The 15601-nt window shown below is 31.8% G+C and carries 17 protein-coding genes and 1 pseudogene; 12 read left to right on the top strand and 6 right to left on the bottom strand.

Features of this window, described 5'->3' with window-relative positions:
* The first annotated feature begins 62 nt into the window (after nucleotides 1-62).
* Both HMPREF3241_RS01250 and HMPREF3241_RS01245 read left to right on the top strand, forming a co-directional pair.
* A complete protein-coding gene (locus tag HMPREF3241_RS01250; RefSeq protein WP_002447307.1) occupies nucleotides 63-1064 on the top strand; it encodes a ThiF family adenylyltransferase in 1002 nt (333 codons plus the stop codon).
* Nucleotides 1065-1084: 20 nt separating this feature from the next.
* On the top strand, nucleotides 1085-1615 hold the full coding sequence (locus HMPREF3241_RS01245) for a MogA/MoaB family molybdenum cofactor biosynthesis protein (RefSeq protein ID WP_002447308.1): 531 nt from the start codon (nucleotides 1085-1087) through the stop codon (nucleotides 1613-1615).
* A gap of 57 nt (nucleotides 1616-1672) precedes the next feature.
* Here the strand turns inward: HMPREF3241_RS01245 and moaC are convergent, their stop codons facing one another.
* On the bottom strand, nucleotides 1673-2164 hold the full coding sequence (gene moaC, locus HMPREF3241_RS01240; protein ID WP_002447309.1) for a cyclic pyranopterin monophosphate synthase MoaC: 492 nt from the start codon (nucleotides 2162-2164) through the stop codon (nucleotides 1673-1675).
* Between the two features lie 61 nt (nucleotides 2165-2225).
* Here moaC and glp point away from each other — a divergent pair, with 61 nt between their 5' ends.
* From glp to HMPREF3241_RS01205, 7 genes are all read left to right on the top strand, one after another.
* A complete protein-coding gene (gene glp / locus HMPREF3241_RS01235) occupies nucleotides 2226-3485 on the top strand; it encodes a molybdopterin molybdotransferase MoeA (RefSeq protein ID WP_002447310.1) in 1260 nt (419 codons plus the stop codon).
* On the top strand, nucleotides 3482-3958 hold the full coding sequence (mobB, locus tag HMPREF3241_RS01230) for a molybdopterin-guanine dinucleotide biosynthesis protein B (RefSeq protein ID WP_002475355.1): 477 nt from the start codon (nucleotides 3482-3484) through the stop codon (nucleotides 3956-3958). The genes glp and mobB overlap by 4 nt, the downstream gene beginning before the upstream one ends.
* A complete protein-coding gene (locus HMPREF3241_RS01225) occupies nucleotides 3959-4411 on the top strand; it encodes a molybdenum cofactor biosynthesis protein MoaE (RefSeq protein WP_002447312.1) in 453 nt (150 codons plus the stop codon).
* Complete coding sequence (gene moaD, locus HMPREF3241_RS01220; protein WP_002447313.1) at nucleotides 4408-4641, top strand: molybdopterin converting factor subunit 1; 234 nt, start codon at nucleotides 4408-4410, stop codon at nucleotides 4639-4641. Before HMPREF3241_RS01225 ends, moaD begins: the two co-directional genes overlap by 4 nt.
* 5 nt (nucleotides 4642-4646) lie before the next feature.
* Nucleotides 4647-5252: a molybdenum cofactor guanylyltransferase MobA gene (gene mobA / locus HMPREF3241_RS01215; RefSeq protein ID WP_002447314.1), complete on the top strand. Its 606-nt coding sequence runs from the start codon at nucleotides 4647-4649 to the stop codon at nucleotides 5250-5252.
* A gap of 12 nt (nucleotides 5253-5264) precedes the next feature.
* Nucleotides 5265-6287 carry a GTP 3',8-cyclase MoaA gene (gene moaA / locus HMPREF3241_RS01210; RefSeq protein WP_002447315.1) on the top strand — a complete coding sequence of 341 codons (1023 nt, stop codon included), beginning with the start codon at nucleotides 5265-5267 and terminating at the stop codon, nucleotides 6285-6287.
* Nucleotides 6288-6701: 414 nt separating this feature from the next.
* Entirely contained in the window at nucleotides 6702-7052 is a 351-nt protein-coding gene (locus HMPREF3241_RS01205) for a SarA family transcriptional regulator (protein WP_001832414.1), read from the top strand.
* A 200-nt stretch (nucleotides 7053-7252) separates the two neighbouring features.
* Here the strand turns inward: HMPREF3241_RS01205 and HMPREF3241_RS01200 are convergent, their stop codons facing one another.
* Together HMPREF3241_RS01200 and HMPREF3241_RS01195 are read right to left on the bottom strand one after the other, a co-directional pair.
* Complete coding sequence (locus tag HMPREF3241_RS01200; RefSeq protein ID WP_002447316.1) at nucleotides 7253-8446, bottom strand: MFS transporter; 1194 nt, start codon at nucleotides 8444-8446, stop codon at nucleotides 7253-7255.
* Entirely contained in the window at nucleotides 8446-8886 is a 441-nt protein-coding gene (locus HMPREF3241_RS01195) for a MarR family winged helix-turn-helix transcriptional regulator (RefSeq protein WP_002447317.1), read from the bottom strand. The genes HMPREF3241_RS01200 and HMPREF3241_RS01195 overlap by 1 nt, the downstream gene beginning before the upstream one ends.
* 161 nt (nucleotides 8887-9047) lie before the next feature.
* Between HMPREF3241_RS01195 and HMPREF3241_RS01190 the strand changes: the two are divergent.
* Nucleotides 9048-9809, top strand: a pseudogene (locus HMPREF3241_RS01190) (VOC family protein).
* Here HMPREF3241_RS01190 and HMPREF3241_RS12905 read toward each other — a convergent pair.
* Complete coding sequence (locus HMPREF3241_RS12905; protein WP_079994902.1) at nucleotides 9806-10057, bottom strand: hypothetical protein; 252 nt, start codon at nucleotides 10055-10057, stop codon at nucleotides 9806-9808. The pseudogene HMPREF3241_RS01190 and the gene HMPREF3241_RS12905 overlap by 4 nt on opposite strands.
* A gap of 151 nt (nucleotides 10058-10208) precedes the next feature.
* Here HMPREF3241_RS12905 and HMPREF3241_RS01185 point away from each other — a divergent pair, with 151 nt between their 5' ends.
* Together HMPREF3241_RS01185 and HMPREF3241_RS01180 are read left to right on the top strand one after the other, a co-directional pair.
* Nucleotides 10209-11459, top strand: coding sequence for a lipid II:glycine glycyltransferase FemX (locus HMPREF3241_RS01185; protein WP_002447319.1), 1251 nt, complete (start codon nucleotides 10209-10211; stop codon nucleotides 11457-11459).
* A 76-nt stretch (nucleotides 11460-11535) separates the two neighbouring features.
* A complete protein-coding gene (locus HMPREF3241_RS01180) occupies nucleotides 11536-14691 on the top strand; it encodes an efflux RND transporter permease subunit (protein ID WP_002447320.1) in 3156 nt (1051 codons plus the stop codon).
* A 49-nt stretch (nucleotides 14692-14740) separates the two neighbouring features.
* Here HMPREF3241_RS01180 and mspA read toward each other — a convergent pair whose 3' ends face one another.
* Both mspA and HMPREF3241_RS01170 read right to left on the bottom strand, forming a co-directional pair.
* A complete protein-coding gene (gene mspA / locus HMPREF3241_RS01175) occupies nucleotides 14741-15058 on the bottom strand; it encodes a membrane stabilizing protein MspA (RefSeq protein ID WP_002438539.1) in 318 nt (105 codons plus the stop codon).
* A 301-nt stretch (nucleotides 15059-15359) separates the two neighbouring features.
* Nucleotides 15360-15530: an SE1832 family protein gene (locus HMPREF3241_RS01170; RefSeq protein WP_002447321.1), complete on the bottom strand. Its 171-nt coding sequence runs from the start codon at nucleotides 15528-15530 to the stop codon at nucleotides 15360-15362.
* Nucleotides 15531-15601 lie beyond the last annotated feature (71 nt).

The raw sequence follows: 15601 nt of genomic DNA, 5'->3' as shown, positions 1-15601 counted from the left end.
TTACCTGTTAATTTTAGTAATTATTCGTATATTCAAAATATAAAGAGAGGTTTAGGGATTTGATGCAAGAAAGATACTCGAGACAAGTGCTGTTTAAGCAAATTGGTTTAAAAGGTCAAAGTCAACTTGAGAAAAAACATGTACTTATAGTAGGTATGGGGGCGTTAGGAACACACTTAGCTGAGGGATTAGTGAGAGCGGGAATAAATAAGTTAACTATTGTTGATAGAGACTACATTGAATTTAGCAACTTACAACGACAAACACTCTTTATAGAGCGTGATGCAGAAGATGTACTACCAAAAGTAATCGCTGCACAGAAAGTTTTAAAAGAGATACGTAAAGATGTAGAGATAGATGCTTATATTGAGCATGTCAATTACAATTTCTTAGAGCAACATGGAATAGATGTCGATATTATATTAGATGCAACTGATAATTTTGATACGCGTGAGTTAATTAATGATTTTGCTTATAAACATCAGATTCCTTGGATATATGGTGGTGTTGTTCAAAGTACATATGTTCAGGCAACGTTTATTCCTGGGCAAACACCGTGTTTTAATTGCTTAATGCCTCAATTACCATCTATTAATTTAACATGTGATACGGTTGGAGTTATTCAACCAGCTGTAACAATGACAACCAGTTTACAACTCAGTGATGCATTAAAGTTATTGACTGGTAATAAGGTTAACACACACTTCACTTACGGGGATATTTGGGAAGGGGATCATTATACATTTGGTTTTAGTCGTATGCAAAATGAAGATTGTAAAACATGTGGTCATGCTCCAACATATCCACACCTTAATCAACATCAACAAGATTACGCGACCTTATGTGGAAGAGACACTGTTCAATATAAAAATGCTGATATTTCTCAGGAAATATTACTATCATTTCTCGAGCGAAATCATATTCAACATCGTACGAATTTATATATGACAATGTTTAGGTTTAGAGAATATCGAATTGTTGCATTTTCTGGAGGTAGATTTTTGATACATGGAACGACAGAACCTAAAAAAGCAATTCAATTAATGCATCAACTATTTGGTTAAATATAAGGGAGTGGATAAACATGCACAAACATCAACATCAGAATATTCATTTAAACAGACCGATTCATGTAGCAATTTTGACTGTATCGGATACGAGAGATTATGATTCTGATAAAGGTGGTCAACTGATTCAATCTTTGATAAATCAACATGAAAATCATGTTGATATTAATTATTATCGAATTGTTAAAGACGATATAGAAGCTATTACACACCAACTTAAGCTTTGGTTAGCTTCACCAAATCAACTAGATGTCATTATTACAACGGGAGGAACAGGTATCTCACAAAGAGATGTGACAATAGAAGCTGTTCGCCCATTATTAACTAAAGAATTAGAAGGTTTTGGTGAATTATTTAGATACTTAAGTTATACCGAAGATGTTGGTACAAGAGCATTATTAACTCGAGCTATTGCAGGTACCTGTGATAATACCTTGATTTTTGCACTTCCTGGCTCAACAGGTGCAATTAAACTTGCAATAGAAAAATTAATTAAACCTGAATTGAGTCACTTAGTGTTTGAATTAAATAAAGACATAAGGAATTAAGTAATTTCAAGATTTTAGATATAATGTAGGAATTTTTAATGTATATAATGAATAGAATTATAAATTTTTTCTGTGGAAGTCGCCAGATTTACCACCAGATTTAGATTCTAAGTACGTTTCGCCAATTACCATGCCTTTGTCTATAGCTTTTGTCATATCGTAGATTGTAAGTGCTGTAACTGAAGCAGCAGTCAATGCTTCCATTTCAACACCAGTTTTGCCTGTTGTAGACACGACCGCTGTAATATTTAAACGATATGAATCATCATTATTTGAACCCCATTTGAAGGATACATCTATACCTGTAAGTGGTAATGGATGACACATTGGAATGATTGTAGAAGTGTTTTTAGCTGCCATGATACCAGCAATTTGCGCAGTATTAAGTACATTTCCTTTACTATTAGTATTTTGAGTAATTTGTCTATAAATTTTTTCATTAACTATTATACTTGAGTGTGCTTCTGCTACACGTTTTGTAATTTTCTTATTAGAAACATCAACCATTTTAGCATTACCTTGTTTATTAATATGTGTGAAATGAGTCATTTTTTCCCTCCTATTAGGAGTAAGTATATCATGAAAATTAATATTTTTTGGAGATGAGTGTATGTCTGTAGAGAAAAGAACGCCAATATCAGTTAAAGAAGCAATTAATCGTATTATGAAACAACATGTAGAAGTGAAGAATATCAATGTTAATTTAGATGAAAGTTTAGGACATATTCTTGCTGAAGATATTGTTGCGACCTATGATATACCAAGGTTTAATAAATCACCTTATGATGGATTTGCAATTAGAAGTGAAGATTCACAAGGTGCAAGTGGCGAAAACCGTATTGAATTTGAAGTAATAGATCATATCGGTGCAGGTTCAGTTTCAGAAAAAACAATTGATAAAAACCAAGCAATACGAATAATGACTGGTGCTCAGATTCCTTCTGGAGCTGATGCAGTAGTAATGTTTGAACAAACTATTGAATCTGAAACAACTTTTACAATTAGAAAATCTTTTAAACATTTAGAAAATATTTCACTACAAGGTGAAGAAATAAAAGCTGGTGATATCGTACTGCATAAAGGTATGCGTATTAACTCTGGTGTGATAGCAGTCTTAGCAACATACGGTTATACTAAAGTGCGAGTGTCTCGAAAACCAACTGTTGCAGTAATTGCTACAGGTAGTGAATTGCTTGAAGTAGAAGATGAGCTTGAACCAGGAAAGATACGAAATTCAAACGGACCGATGATTAAAGCATTAGCTAAACAATTCGGAATACAAGTTGGAATGTATAAAGTTCAGCATGATAATCTAGAAAAGAGTATTGAGGTCGTAAGAAAAGCTTTATCAGAGCATGATTTAGTAATTACTACTGGAGGTGTGTCGGTAGGAGATTTTGATTACTTACCAGAAATATACAAGTCCATCCAAGCGCAGATACTATTTAACAAAGTGGCTCAAAGACCAGGTAGTGTTACTACGGTTGCATTTGTAGATGGTAAATATTTATTTGGCTTATCTGGAAATCCTTCAGCCTGCTATACAGGATTTGAATTATATGTTAAACCCGCTGTAAATAAGCTCATGGGAGCTAAAGCTTGTTATCCGCAAATAATCAAAGCTACACTTATGGAAGATTTTAATAAAGCTAACCCATTTACACGATTGATTCGTGCTAAGGCAACATTAACAAAAGCTGGAATGACAGTAATACCATCTGGATTTAATAAATCAGGTGCAGTTGTAGCTATTGCGCACGCTAATGCTATGATTATGCTTCCTGGTGGTACACGTGGATTTAAAGCAGGTAACATTGTTGATGTGATTTTGACCGAATCTAATAGTTTTGAAGAGGAATTGATACTATGATTTTACAAATTGTAGGTATGAAAAATTCAGGGAAAACTACATTGATGAACCATGCGATATCATTTTTAAAAGAACGAGGTTATTCAGTAGCAACAATTAAACATCACGGGCATATTGGTGAAGAAATTGAATTACAGTCATCTGATGTTGACCACATGAAACATTTTGCTGCGGGCGCAGATCAAAGTATTGTTCAGGGACATCATTTACAGCAAACAGTGACACGTAATAAGAAACAATCGCTTAGAGAAATAATTGAAAATTCTGTTACAATTGATTGTAGTATCATTTTAGTTGAGGGCTTTAAAGAAGAAAATTATGATAAAATTATCGTTTATAAAAATAATGATGAATTAAGAACTCTACAAAGACTTTCTCACGTCATAGGGAAAATAGAAACCAATCATCCACGAGCAAATAATCAACTTGAGCACTTACTCAACAAATTAATTAAGGATAAGGGAATGAATTAAATGAAGCAATTTGAAATCGTGACTCAACCTATTGAAACAGAACAATATAGGGATTTTACGATTAACGAACTTCAAGGTGCCGTAGTCGTATTTACTGGTCACGTAAGAGAGTGGACTAAAGGTATTCGTACACAACACTTAGAATATGAGGCTTATATACCAATGGCTGAGAAAAAATTAGCTCAAATTGGAAAAGAAATTGAAGAAAAGTGGCCTGGAACAATAACAACAATTGTACATCGAATTGGGCCGTTACAAATATCAGATATAGCAGTTTTAATTGCAGTATCTTCACCTCATAGAAAAGCGGCATATGAAGCAAATGAATATGCCATAGAGCGCATAAAAGAAATTGTTCCAATTTGGAAAAAGGAAATTTGGGATGATGGTGCTGAATGGCAAGGCCATCAAAAGGGAACATATAATGAAGCAAAAAAGGGGAAAGCAAGATGAAAATTTTATATTTTGCAGAGTTAAAAGAGTTGCTCAATCGATCTACTGAAACAATACATTTAGATACGACAATAACTGTTCAAGAATTCGAGTCATATTTATTAAAACGCCATAGAGAACTTAAATCAAAAAAATTTCAAATTGCTGTTAATGAAGAATTCGTCAGACAAGATGATATGGTCCAACCAGGAGATACAATTGCGCTCATTCCACCGGTCAGTGGGGGTTGATCAAGATGAAAGCAATTATTTTAGCAGGTGGAGAATCTAGCCGATTTGGTAAAGCTAAAGCTTTTGCTAAAATTGATAATCAATATTTTTATCAAAAAATTGTAGAAACGTTAAAATCTACAAATATGTTTAATCGCATTATCATTAGCACTAATTCACAATTAGCTTCTCAGTTTGAATATGAATATGTGATTATTGATGACGAACATCATCAAAATAAAGGGCCGCTAACAGGAATTTACTCAGTGATGAAGCAATACATGGATGAAGAATTGTTTTTCATTGTATCTGTTGATACACCAATGATTACAAGTAAAGCAGTGAATGGGTTATATCATTTCATGGTATCAAACTTAATTGAATCACGTTTAGATATTGTAGCATTTAAAGAAGGACAAATATGTATACCGACGATTGGTTTTTATACACTTTCGACGTTTCCTTTTATTGAAAAAGCTTTAAATTCAAATCATTTAAGTCTAAAGCATGTCTTTAAACAATTATCAACAGATTGGTTAGACGTTACTGAAATTGACTCGCCTCATTATTGGTATAAGAATATTAATTTTCAGCATGATTTGGACTCTTTAAAAAAGCAGATAAATGAATAAGGAGGTCCAACAATGAAAACGGTAATACAAGATAAATTAGGTCGTCCAATACGGGATTTAAGAATATCGGTCACTGATCGATGTAATTTCAGATGTGATTATTGTATGCCAAAGGAAATCTTTGGAGATGATTACACTTTCTTACCTAAGGATGAATTGCTTACTTTTGAAGAATTAACACGAATTTCAAAGATTTATGCTCAATTAGGAGTTAAAAAGATAAGAATTACAGGAGGAGAGCCTCTCTTACGACGCAATCTTTATAAACTTGTAGAGCAATTAAATCTCATAGATGGTATAGAGGATATTGGATTGACTACTAATGGCTTGTTATTAAAAAAACATGGAAAAAATTTATATCAAGCTGGTTTACGACGTATTAATGTAAGTTTAGATGCGATTGAGGATAACGTTTTTCAAGAAATTAACAATAGAAATATTAAAGCGTCTACAATTTTAGAACAAATTGATTATGCAGTATCGATAGGTTTTGAAGTTAAAGTAAACGTGGTTATTCAAAAAGGGGTTAATGATAATCAAATTATTCCGATGATTGATTATTTTAAAAATAAAAATATTGAAGTACGTTTTATTGAATTTATGGATGTAGGTAACGATAATGGATGGAATTTCAATAAAGTTGTAACTAAAGAAGAAATGCTTAATATGATAGAACAACATTTTGAGATAAGTCCTGTAGCGCCTAAATATTATGGGGAAGTTGCTAAATATTTTCGACATAAAGATAGTGATGCACAATTTGGTCTAATTACGAGTGTATCTGAATCATTTTGTTCCACATGTACGCGTGCTCGATTGTCTTCAGATGGTAAATTTTATGGTTGTTTATTTGCCTCCTCAGAAGGGTTTGATGTAAAAGCCTTAATACGTAATGGAGCTACAGATGATGATTTAAAAGCACAATTTAAACGATTGTGGAGTATTAGAAACGATCAGTACTCTGATAAGCGTACGATGCAAACTATTGAGAATAATAGAAAGAAAAAAATTAATATGAATTATATAGGTGGATAGGCGTAGTTTAGAATTTTACTACTTATGGGATTTGGACATTATATTATAAGCATTTAAATTTAGTTTCAAAAGTTTATAATACTAATAAATTATATTAAATGAGCAAGAAACAATTAATACAGTTTTGAGTATTTATAGACAACATATGCTTAAGTCTTCATGTTAAACATTTTAAATCCATAATTTTATACATTTAGTTAGTTAATATAGCTACGACAAAACCTATTTAGATATTTTAAATGCCTTTCAACATATAACTGATTGTTTAAATTGTTTAATTTCAAAACAATATTTAGAGGCAATTTTAATATTTGTTATAGATTAAATGCAAAACCTGTAATATAATAAAAATAAGCAATTGAGTTTTATCACACAAACACAACATCCAAGAATCAACTTAGGAGGCATATTATTATGAGTAACAAAGTACAACGTTTTATTGAATCAGAGAGAGAATTAAGTCAATTAAAGCATTGGCTTAAAACAACATATCGTATTTCTATTGAAGAATTTGTAGTTCTTTACAAGGTCTATGCAGACACTAAAATTAGTGGTAAAGAGTTACGAGATACATTACATTTCGAGATGTTATGGGATACTAGTAAAATTGATGTGATTATTCGTAAAATCTATAAGAAAGAACTCATTTCTAAATTACGCTCAGAAACCGATGAAAGACAAGTTTACTATTTCTTCGATGCAAAGCAAAAGAAATTATTGGACAAAATGACTGGAGAAATTGAAACAATTAGTATTGCAAATTGAGGGCAGTAAATTTTAAATCTAAAAGTGACTAAATAAATTATAAAATAGCAGCTACCTTATGAATATTAAGGTAACTGCTATTTTTGTTATTATTTACATCCTAATATGAGTGATATAGCAATGTTGGAATAAAATTTACATAAAAGTCACTTTGGCATATTCAGGTATATTAACTTAGAAGTTTTTTAAAATTCTAGCAGTTAATATGAAGTGCTGTGAACCTTACGTCCGTGAACAATAATATAGATGACTAAAGTTGCAAATCCTAAAATACCCATGATTCCATATAATTGACTATAAGAAATCATATGTGTGAAAAGACCTAGTAAGGATGGTCCAAATCCAATTCCTATATCTAAACCAATAAAGTAAGTTGATGTAGCTAAGCCATATTTATTTGATGGAGATACTTTTATTGCAATAGCTTGCATAGAAGATGACAAGTTACCATAACCAATTCCTAATGCGATACCTGCAATAAGTAATACCCATCCGTTAAAACTAAGCATCAGTAGAAGAAAAGATAATACTAAGAAGATAAATGCTGGATAAACAACTACATTTTCGTTTTTATCATCCATCAATCTTCCAGCAATAGGTCTTGTTATGAGGGACGCAATAGCGTAAAAAATGAAAAAGTAACTTGCTGATGTAACTAGATCTCTTTCAACAGCAAAAGCCTGTAAATAAGTTAAAATAGCAGCGTAAGTAACACCGATTAATAACATGACGAATGCTACCGGAATGGCTTCTTTGGCTACAAAATGAGCCAAATTAAACCGTTTATGTGTAATTGTGTTTTCTTTAACTGTTGTGAAATTAATTTTAATTAATAGTGATAATAGACCACTTATGACACCTAAAATTACACAAATAGTAAATAAAATATTGATAGAAAAGGAATTCATCAATAACATACCAAAAAATGGGCCAATAGCGGTTCCCAACACCAAACTTAATGAGAATAAACTGATACCTTCACTTTTGCGTGTAGGTGGTGTAATATATGCTGCTATTGTTCCTGTAGCAGTTGTAGCAACCGCTGTTGCTAAGCCGTTCAGTAAACGCACTATCATTAAGAACCAAACAGAACCAGGTATAAAATAAAGTAGCTGTGTTACTACTAAACATATTAAACCAAAAATGAGAATTTTTTTTGGACCAAATCGATTGACGTATTTACCTGTTACAAATCGACCTATTAATGATCCTACTATAAAAAGTCCGACTACGAGTCCAGCAACAGAATCAGAAGCATGGTATTCTGATTTACTATAGCTCGCGATAACGACAATTAATAAATACATACATAGATAAACAAAAAAGTTAATAGCAAAGTTAATATTAAAACTCTTCGTAAAGATGGGGTCTTTAGTTATTGTAGACTGATTCATTACTGCTCCTCCTTTATCATTGCTTCATGAATTTGAGACATCGCATTTGTAATATCAAATACTTGCTCATCAGTTAATCCAGTTTTTTTTATAATATCTTGTTGAATGACAGTGACCTTTTTATTAATAGTTTCAAAGAGGCTTTGACCTTTGTCAGTTAAACTTAATAATTTCTCTCTCTTATCAACTCCTGTTTTTGTCATAACCCAACCATTGTCTAACAATACTTTAATCAACTTTCGTGTTGTAGGCTTTTCTATTGAACGACGATGAGAAATTTTTACAAGTGTAGTAGGTTGATAATTGGCGATATCTCTTAGCACAAGCCATTGGCCAGTATGAATCTGATGCTGATCTAATATAGGTTGTGTAAGTTTAATATAGGGTCTATATATACCTATAAAACTATTGAAAAATTCATTGGTTAAAATATCTAACACCTCATTGTTATATTAGTTAGCCTAGCTAACCATTTAAAAGACAGAGACAATTATATGACTAAAATGTGAATTTTGCAATGGTCTTTGATTCCTTTTTAATATTTAAAGTAATTAAAGTTAGATTTTGTTAAAATGAGCAATAACATGTGGAGGGGATAAAGTTGAACTTAAAATTAGACCATATCATTCACTATTTACATCAATTAGAGTCATTTAAGTTTCCTGGAGAAATATTAGAATTGCAAAATGGTGGAAGACATCATCATTTGGGCACCTTTAATCAAATAGCACCGATTAAAAATAGTTATATCGAATTGCTAGATGTTGAAAATGAGTCAAAACTTAACAATGTAGCTAAAACTGAAGAAGGTCGTGTATCATTTGCTACAAAAATAGTGCAGGATCATTTTAAACAAGGCTTTAAAGGTATTTGATTTAGAACAAAGGATATAGATCAAGTTAAAAGTACTTTAGAAAATAGAGGCGTTGATGTAATTGGTCCTATTGACATGGAAAGAGAAAATAAGAAGGGTCATCAATTACGTTGGAGATTGCTATATATTGCTAACCCTGACTATAGAGTCAAACCACCTTTCTTTATAGAATGGGATAACAGCAGAAAGCAAAACCTATCACAAATACATAATTTCAACTTGTCAGAATTTGAAATTAAAGAGTTGATTATTACAAGTACTCAACGTGAAACAACAGTAAGTCTTTGGAAAGAATGGTATAACATGAAAATAGTAAATGAAACAGCTACATCTACTGATCTCAAATTAGAATCTGATGAAGTTATTTATAAAATAGAAGACGGCAAAGATTCCGGTTTTCATACATTAATAATGACCGATATCCATGCCACAGCTCCATACTCAATATTTATACGTGGTGCTAAATATCGTTTTGAGCCACCCAACTAGTATAAATATAGATATGCACTGTGAATAATTAAACCGATGTGTACGAAAGCGAAAACGGTAGATAAAATACTTAGAATCAATTCATAGTTTGTAGTACGTAAAAAAATAAAAAATATGGATATAATAAATATAAATGCTACGAAGATGACACGAAGACTAAAATATGAAATTGTTAGTGGGTGATTGATTGTAATAATGATTGCTACGAGATTTAGGATAATAAATAATAATAAAATAAACTTTCTCATATAAAAACCTCTTTACTAGTTGTTAGTAACCATTATATCAAGGGTAATAGTATTGAAAGAACTAAAACGGTTTGAAAGTGACATCGTCGACATCGTTCTTATTAAGATGTATAATTAAAATTACTGTAAAATAAAGGAGATATTTTAAACCATGGAAAAGATGAACATCACTAATCAACAACATGACGCATTTGTGAAATCTCATCCCAATGGTGATTTATTACAATTATCTAAGTGGGCAGATACGAAAAAATTAACAGGATGGTATTCGAGAAGAATTGCTGTCGGTGAAAATGGTCAAATTAAAGGTGTTGGCCAGCTACTATTCAAAAAAATACCTAAACTCCCATACACTTTATGCTATGTATCTAGGGGATTTGTAGCTGATTATAATAATAAAGAAGTGTTAGAAGCTCTACTTAGCTATGCTAAAGAAGTAGCAAGAGATGAAAAGTCGTATGCTATCAAAATAGATCCCGATGTTGAAGTTGATAAAGGTGCAGAAGCACTTAAAAATTTACGTGAGCTTGGGTTTAAACATAAAGGTTTTAAAGAAGGATTATCTAAAGACTATATTCAACCAAGAATGACTATGATTACGCCTATCGATAAAACAGATGATGAATTAGTTCAAAGTTTCGAACGTCGAAATCGTTCAAAAGTAAGACTTGCGCTTAAGCGTGGAACTAAAGTAGAACGATCAAATCGCGAGGGGCTTAAAGTCTTTGCTAATTTAATGAAGATAACTGGAGAGAGAGATGGTTTTTTAACTAGAGATATTAGTTATTTTGAAAATATATATGATGCACTTCATGAAGACGGTGATGCAGAACTCTTCCTTGTTAAATTAGAGCCCAAGCCAGTATTAGATATGGTTAATCAAGACCTTGAAGCACAATTAGCTGAGAAAGAGAAATTACAATCAAAAAAGCAAGATAAAAAGACACTCAATAAACTTAATGATATTGAAAATAAAATTAAAAAAACAAATGAATTAAAATCTGATTTAACAGAACTTGAAAAAAGCGAGCCAGAAGGTATTTACTTGTCAGGTGCGCTCTTAATGTTTGCAGGAAACAAATCGTACTATCTCTATGGTGCTTCATCGAATGACTATCGTGATTTCTTACCAAACCATCACATGCAATTTGAAATGATGAAATATGCACGAGAGCATGGTGCAACAACCTATGACTTTGGTGGTACAGATAATGATCCTGATAAAGATTCAGAACATTATGGGCTGTGGGCATTTAAACGAGTTTGGGGTACATATTTAAGTGAAAAAATTGGAGAATTTGATTATGTATTAAATCAACCGTTATATCATTTAGTTGAGAAAGTGAAACCTCGTTTAACGAAAGCCAAAATTAAAATATCACGTAAACTTAAAGGTAAATAACTACTACATTCAGATCTGAACGCTTCTATGATAAATTGAGAGCGTTCAGATTTTTTTATAAGAAAGGAAAAATTGCATGATTAAAAAATTATTACAATTTTCGTTAGGTAATAAATTCGCTATTTTTTTGATGGTAGTTTTAATTATATTAGGTGGTGTTTATTCAAGCGCCAAATTAAAACTTGAATTATTACCAGATGTTGAAAATCCAGTTATTTCAGTTCAAACTACAATGTCTGGAGCAACACCCCAGTCAACACAAGATGAAATAAGTAGCAAGATTGATAATCAAGTACGTTCGTTGGCCTACGTAAATAGTGTGAAGACCGAATCTATACCAAATGCTTCTATAGTAACTGTAGAATATGATAATGGTACAGATATGGATAAAGCTGAAGAACAATTAAAAAAAGAAATCGATAAAATTAAGTTTAAAGACGGCGTTGGTGAACCTGAATTAACAAGGAACTCTATGGATGCTTTTCCAATTGTGGCATATTCTTTTTCAAGTAATAATCAAAAGTTAAAAGACGTTACTAATAAGTTAAATCAACAGCTCGTACCAAAATTGCAAACCATTGATGGTGTGCAAAATGCACAATTAAACGGTCAAACTAATCGTGAAGTATCGTTAAAGTTTAAACAAAAAAATTTAGATGAAAAAGGTTTAACTGCAAATGATGTTGAGAACTATATAAAAACGGCTACACGTGAAACGCCATTAGGACTTTTCCAATTTAATAAGAGTAATAAATCTATTATTGTTGATGGTCAATTTAAATCTGTAGACGCTTTTAAAAATCTTAAAATCCCTTTATCTATTTCTGGACAAGCTGGACAAAATGATAGCGATTCCGACAATGATAGTCTAATGCCAACTGATAATAACCGCACGTCTAATAGTTCAACTCATATGGCACAAAAAGGCCAAATGCCATCTGTACCACTTAAAGATTTAGCAGATATTAGTGTCGGTGATGAACGTACTTCTATATCCAAGACAAATGGAAAAGATGCTGTTAACTTACAAATTATGAAATCACAAGATGCTAATACTGTGCAAGTTGCGAGAGAAGTTCAGAAAAAAGTAGATGAATTTGTACGTAATGAGAGTGGAATGAAATCTATTAAAACTATGGATACTGCTAAACCTATTGAAGATTCTCTTTATACTATGGTTGAAAAGGCCGCTCTCGGTACGATCGTTGCTATTATTGTTATTCTTCTGTTTTTAAGAAATATAAGAACTACAGCTATTTCAATTGTATCTATACCAATGTCAATATTAATTGCGCTCATAGCATTAAAATTAAGCAACGTATCATTAAATATTCTTACTTTAGGTGCATTAACGGTTGCAATCGGGCGAGTTATAGATGATTCTATAGTTGTCGTTGAGAATATATTTAGAAGATTATCTGATCCGAATGAGAAGCTCAAAGGGGAAAATTTAATTATAAGCGCTACTAGAGAAGTATTTAAACCTATTATGTCATCGACCCTTGTTACTATTGTAGTGTTTTTACCACTAGTGTTTGTGTCAGGTTCAGTAGGGGAAATGTTTAGACCATTTGCGCTAGCTATTACTTTTAGTTTATTAGCTTCACTACTTGTTTCGATTACCCTAGTGCCTTCTTTAGGTGCAACATTTTTTAAAAATGGCGTTAAAAATAGGGAACAAAAGGGAGGTCTAGGAGTAGTTGGGAGAGCCTATCGAAGCGCTTTGAATTGGTCACTTAATCATAAATGGATTGTGCTTATAGTTAGTATTTTTATTTTAGTTGGAAGTGTGGTCATAGGCGCAAGAAATCTAGGAACGAGTTATATTTCAACAGGAGATAATAAATTTTTAGCTCTAACATATACTCCAAAACCTGGAGAAACACAGAAATCTATAACACAACATGCTGAAAAAGTACAAAATTATTTAGATAAAAAAGATAAAGTAGAAACTGTTCAATATTCTATAGGTGGTCCTACACCACAAGATCCTACCGGTAGTACTAACAGCATGGCAATTATGATTAAATATCAATCTGACACGCCTAATTTTGACGAAGAGCCTGATAAAGTACTTAAACATATCGAGACATTTAAACAACCTGGAGAATGGAAAAATCAAGATTTAGGAACAGGAGCAGGTAATAATTCTGTTGAAGTAACTGTCAAAGGACCTAATACAAGTGCAATGAAAGATACAGTCAACCGTGTAGAGAAAATGATGACTGATATTAAAGGCATAACGAATGTTAAATCTGATTTATCACAGACGTATGACCAATATGAAATAAAAGTTGACCAAAATAAAGCTGCAGATAATGGTATTTCTGCTGCACAACTTGCGATGAATCTTAATGAAAACTTGCCTGAGAAAACAATTTCTACAGTTAATGAAAAGGGTAAATCTATCGATGTAAAGGTCAAACAAAATAAGCAAACAGATTGGTCTTCTCAAAAAATTAAAAACATTAAACTAAATAAGCCTACGGGCGGTACGATTAAACTTAGTGAAATAGCATCTCTCAAAAAATCATACACACCAAGTAAACTGACACAAGAAGATGGCGATTATGCTACGACTGTTACAGGTAAAGTGACTGATAAAGATGTGGGTGGTAAATCTCAACAAGTCATGGCTAAAGTGAAAGATCTTGAGAAACCTAGTCATATTAAAATTAATGTCGGCGGTGCTACTGATGACATTGATAAGGCTATTTCTCAGCTTGCAATGGCGATGATAGCAGCAATTATCATAGTTTATTTAATTTTAGTTATTACATTTAGAGGTGGTCTGGCACCATTTACAATCTTATTCTCATTACCATTTACGGTTATCGGTGTAGTACTGGCACTCATCATTACTGGAGAAACCATTTCAGTTCCAAGTTTAATAGGTATGCTTATGTTAATTGGTATCGTTGTTACGAATGCTATAGTATTAATCGATCGTGTTATTAACAATGAAAAACAAGGTATGCAGATGAAATCGGCATTGATAGAAGCGGGTGGTACACGGATAAGACCTATATTAATGACAGCAATTGCAACAATAGGTGCACTAGTGCCGTTGTTATTTGGTCAAGACAGTTCAATATTAATTTCCAAAGGTATGGCTGCAACAGTAATAGGTGGATTAATTTCTTCAACGCTACTCACACTCTTTGTAGTACCGGTTATGTACGAAATTTTATTCACTTTGAAAAATAAACTTACTAAAAAGTTTAATATGTAAAAAAAGACTTAGGTAAGATGATTATACTTACCTAAGTCTTTTTTATTATTTAATATAATATAAAAATTAAAATAATAAATATAACAAATAATAAAAGTGATAAGATATTTAAGATGCTAACACCTTTTTTATCATCTTTTAATTCTTTAAAACCAGTCACTTCAACATTACCAACTAAAAGTAATAAAACGACAAATACCCACCAATTTTCTTTAGGGAACTGTAACGTCGTCAAAGCAACTACAAATAGTAACAATATGCCCATAACAATTCTCAAGATTCGAGTTATGACAGAATGCATTTTAAAAATACTAATGTACGAAACAATTAAGTATAAAACAGGCAATAAAATAAGATAAAGTTTCATAAAAAGCCACCCTTTCTATTACGAATAATATATTAGCACGATAAAAATCATATGACTAGAATGCGAGTAGAGATGAGTCGTATTAATTGGTTGTCGTAGCTTCATACGTTGCTTTGTAAACCAAAATTTAAAAATTCTAGAAATACGTGTTTGTTAAATCGCTTATTGATTGTCAATATGGTAACAATGTTTAAAACATTGATTTTTAGATTCTAATGTCATCTAAAATTGGCAAAAAAATTTTAATAAATTTTGTAGTTTAAATTTATACTTATGGGTTAAACAATCAACGTGCTAAATTTTAGGATTGTTGATTTAATTTTGAACGTACATAGGCGATTTCTTGTTCAATATTTTCAAGTTGTTTAAGTAGAGGGTCAATATCTTGATGAAGCGACTCACGTTTTTCTAAATCGTTTTGTAATCGTGTATAATCATATTTAAGTTCTGATAACTTTGAATTCAAGTCCATCGTATCATTCTCCTCTTCAAAGGGTTAATAATAGTAATTTTTACATTTAATAAAGATTATATCACGAAATA

It is taken from the genome of Staphylococcus sp. HMSC34G04 (assembly GCF_001838765.1).
In the GTDB taxonomy this organism is placed as follows: Bacteria; Bacillota; Bacilli; order Staphylococcales; family Staphylococcaceae; genus Staphylococcus; species Staphylococcus epidermidis.
This window is presented reverse-complemented; position numbering and strand designations above follow the sequence as displayed.

What these genes read in the sequence shown, in the direction of transcription:
- HMPREF3241_RS01250 (WP_002447307.1), top strand. Translation starts at nt 63, where the DNA reads ATGCAAGAAAGATACTCGAGACAAGTGCTGTTTAAGCAAATTGGTTTA.
- HMPREF3241_RS01245 (WP_002447308.1), top strand. Translation starts at nt 1,085, where the DNA reads ATGCACAAACATCAACATCAGAATATTCATTTAAACAGACCGATTCAT.
- moaC (WP_002447309.1), bottom strand. Translation starts at nt 2,164, where the DNA reads ATGACTCATTTCACACATATTAATAAACAAGGTAATGCTAAAATGGTT.
- glp (WP_002447310.1), top strand. Translation starts at nt 2,226, where the DNA reads ATGTCTGTAGAGAAAAGAACGCCAATATCAGTTAAAGAAGCAATTAAT.
- mobB (WP_002475355.1), top strand. Translation starts at nt 3,482, where the DNA reads ATGATTTTACAAATTGTAGGTATGAAAAATTCAGGGAAAACTACATTG.
- HMPREF3241_RS01225 (WP_002447312.1), top strand. Translation starts at nt 3,959, where the DNA reads ATGAAGCAATTTGAAATCGTGACTCAACCTATTGAAACAGAACAATAT.
- moaD (WP_002447313.1), top strand. Translation starts at nt 4,408, where the DNA reads ATGAAAATTTTATATTTTGCAGAGTTAAAAGAGTTGCTCAATCGATCT.
- mobA (WP_002447314.1), top strand. Translation starts at nt 4,647, where the DNA reads ATGAAAGCAATTATTTTAGCAGGTGGAGAATCTAGCCGATTTGGTAAA.
- moaA (WP_002447315.1), top strand. Translation starts at nt 5,265, where the DNA reads ATGAAAACGGTAATACAAGATAAATTAGGTCGTCCAATACGGGATTTA.
- HMPREF3241_RS01205 (WP_001832414.1), top strand. Translation starts at nt 6,702, where the DNA reads ATGAGTAACAAAGTACAACGTTTTATTGAATCAGAGAGAGAATTAAGT.
- HMPREF3241_RS01200 (WP_002447316.1), bottom strand. Translation starts at nt 8,446, where the DNA reads ATGAATCAGTCTACAATAACTAAAGACCCCATCTTTACGAAGAGTTTT.
- HMPREF3241_RS12905 (WP_079994902.1), bottom strand. Translation starts at nt 10,057, where the DNA reads ATGAGAAAGTTTATTTTATTATTATTTATTATCCTAAATCTCGTAGCA.
- HMPREF3241_RS01185 (WP_002447319.1), top strand. Translation starts at nt 10,209, where the DNA reads ATGGAAAAGATGAACATCACTAATCAACAACATGACGCATTTGTGAAA.
- HMPREF3241_RS01180 (WP_002447320.1), top strand. Translation starts at nt 11,536, where the DNA reads ATGATTAAAAAATTATTACAATTTTCGTTAGGTAATAAATTCGCTATT.
- mspA (WP_002438539.1), bottom strand. Translation starts at nt 15,058, where the DNA reads ATGAAACTTTATCTTATTTTATTGCCTGTTTTATACTTAATTGTTTCG.
- HMPREF3241_RS01170 (WP_002447321.1), bottom strand. Translation starts at nt 15,530, where the DNA reads ATGGACTTGAATTCAAAGTTATCAGAACTTAAATATGATTATACACGA.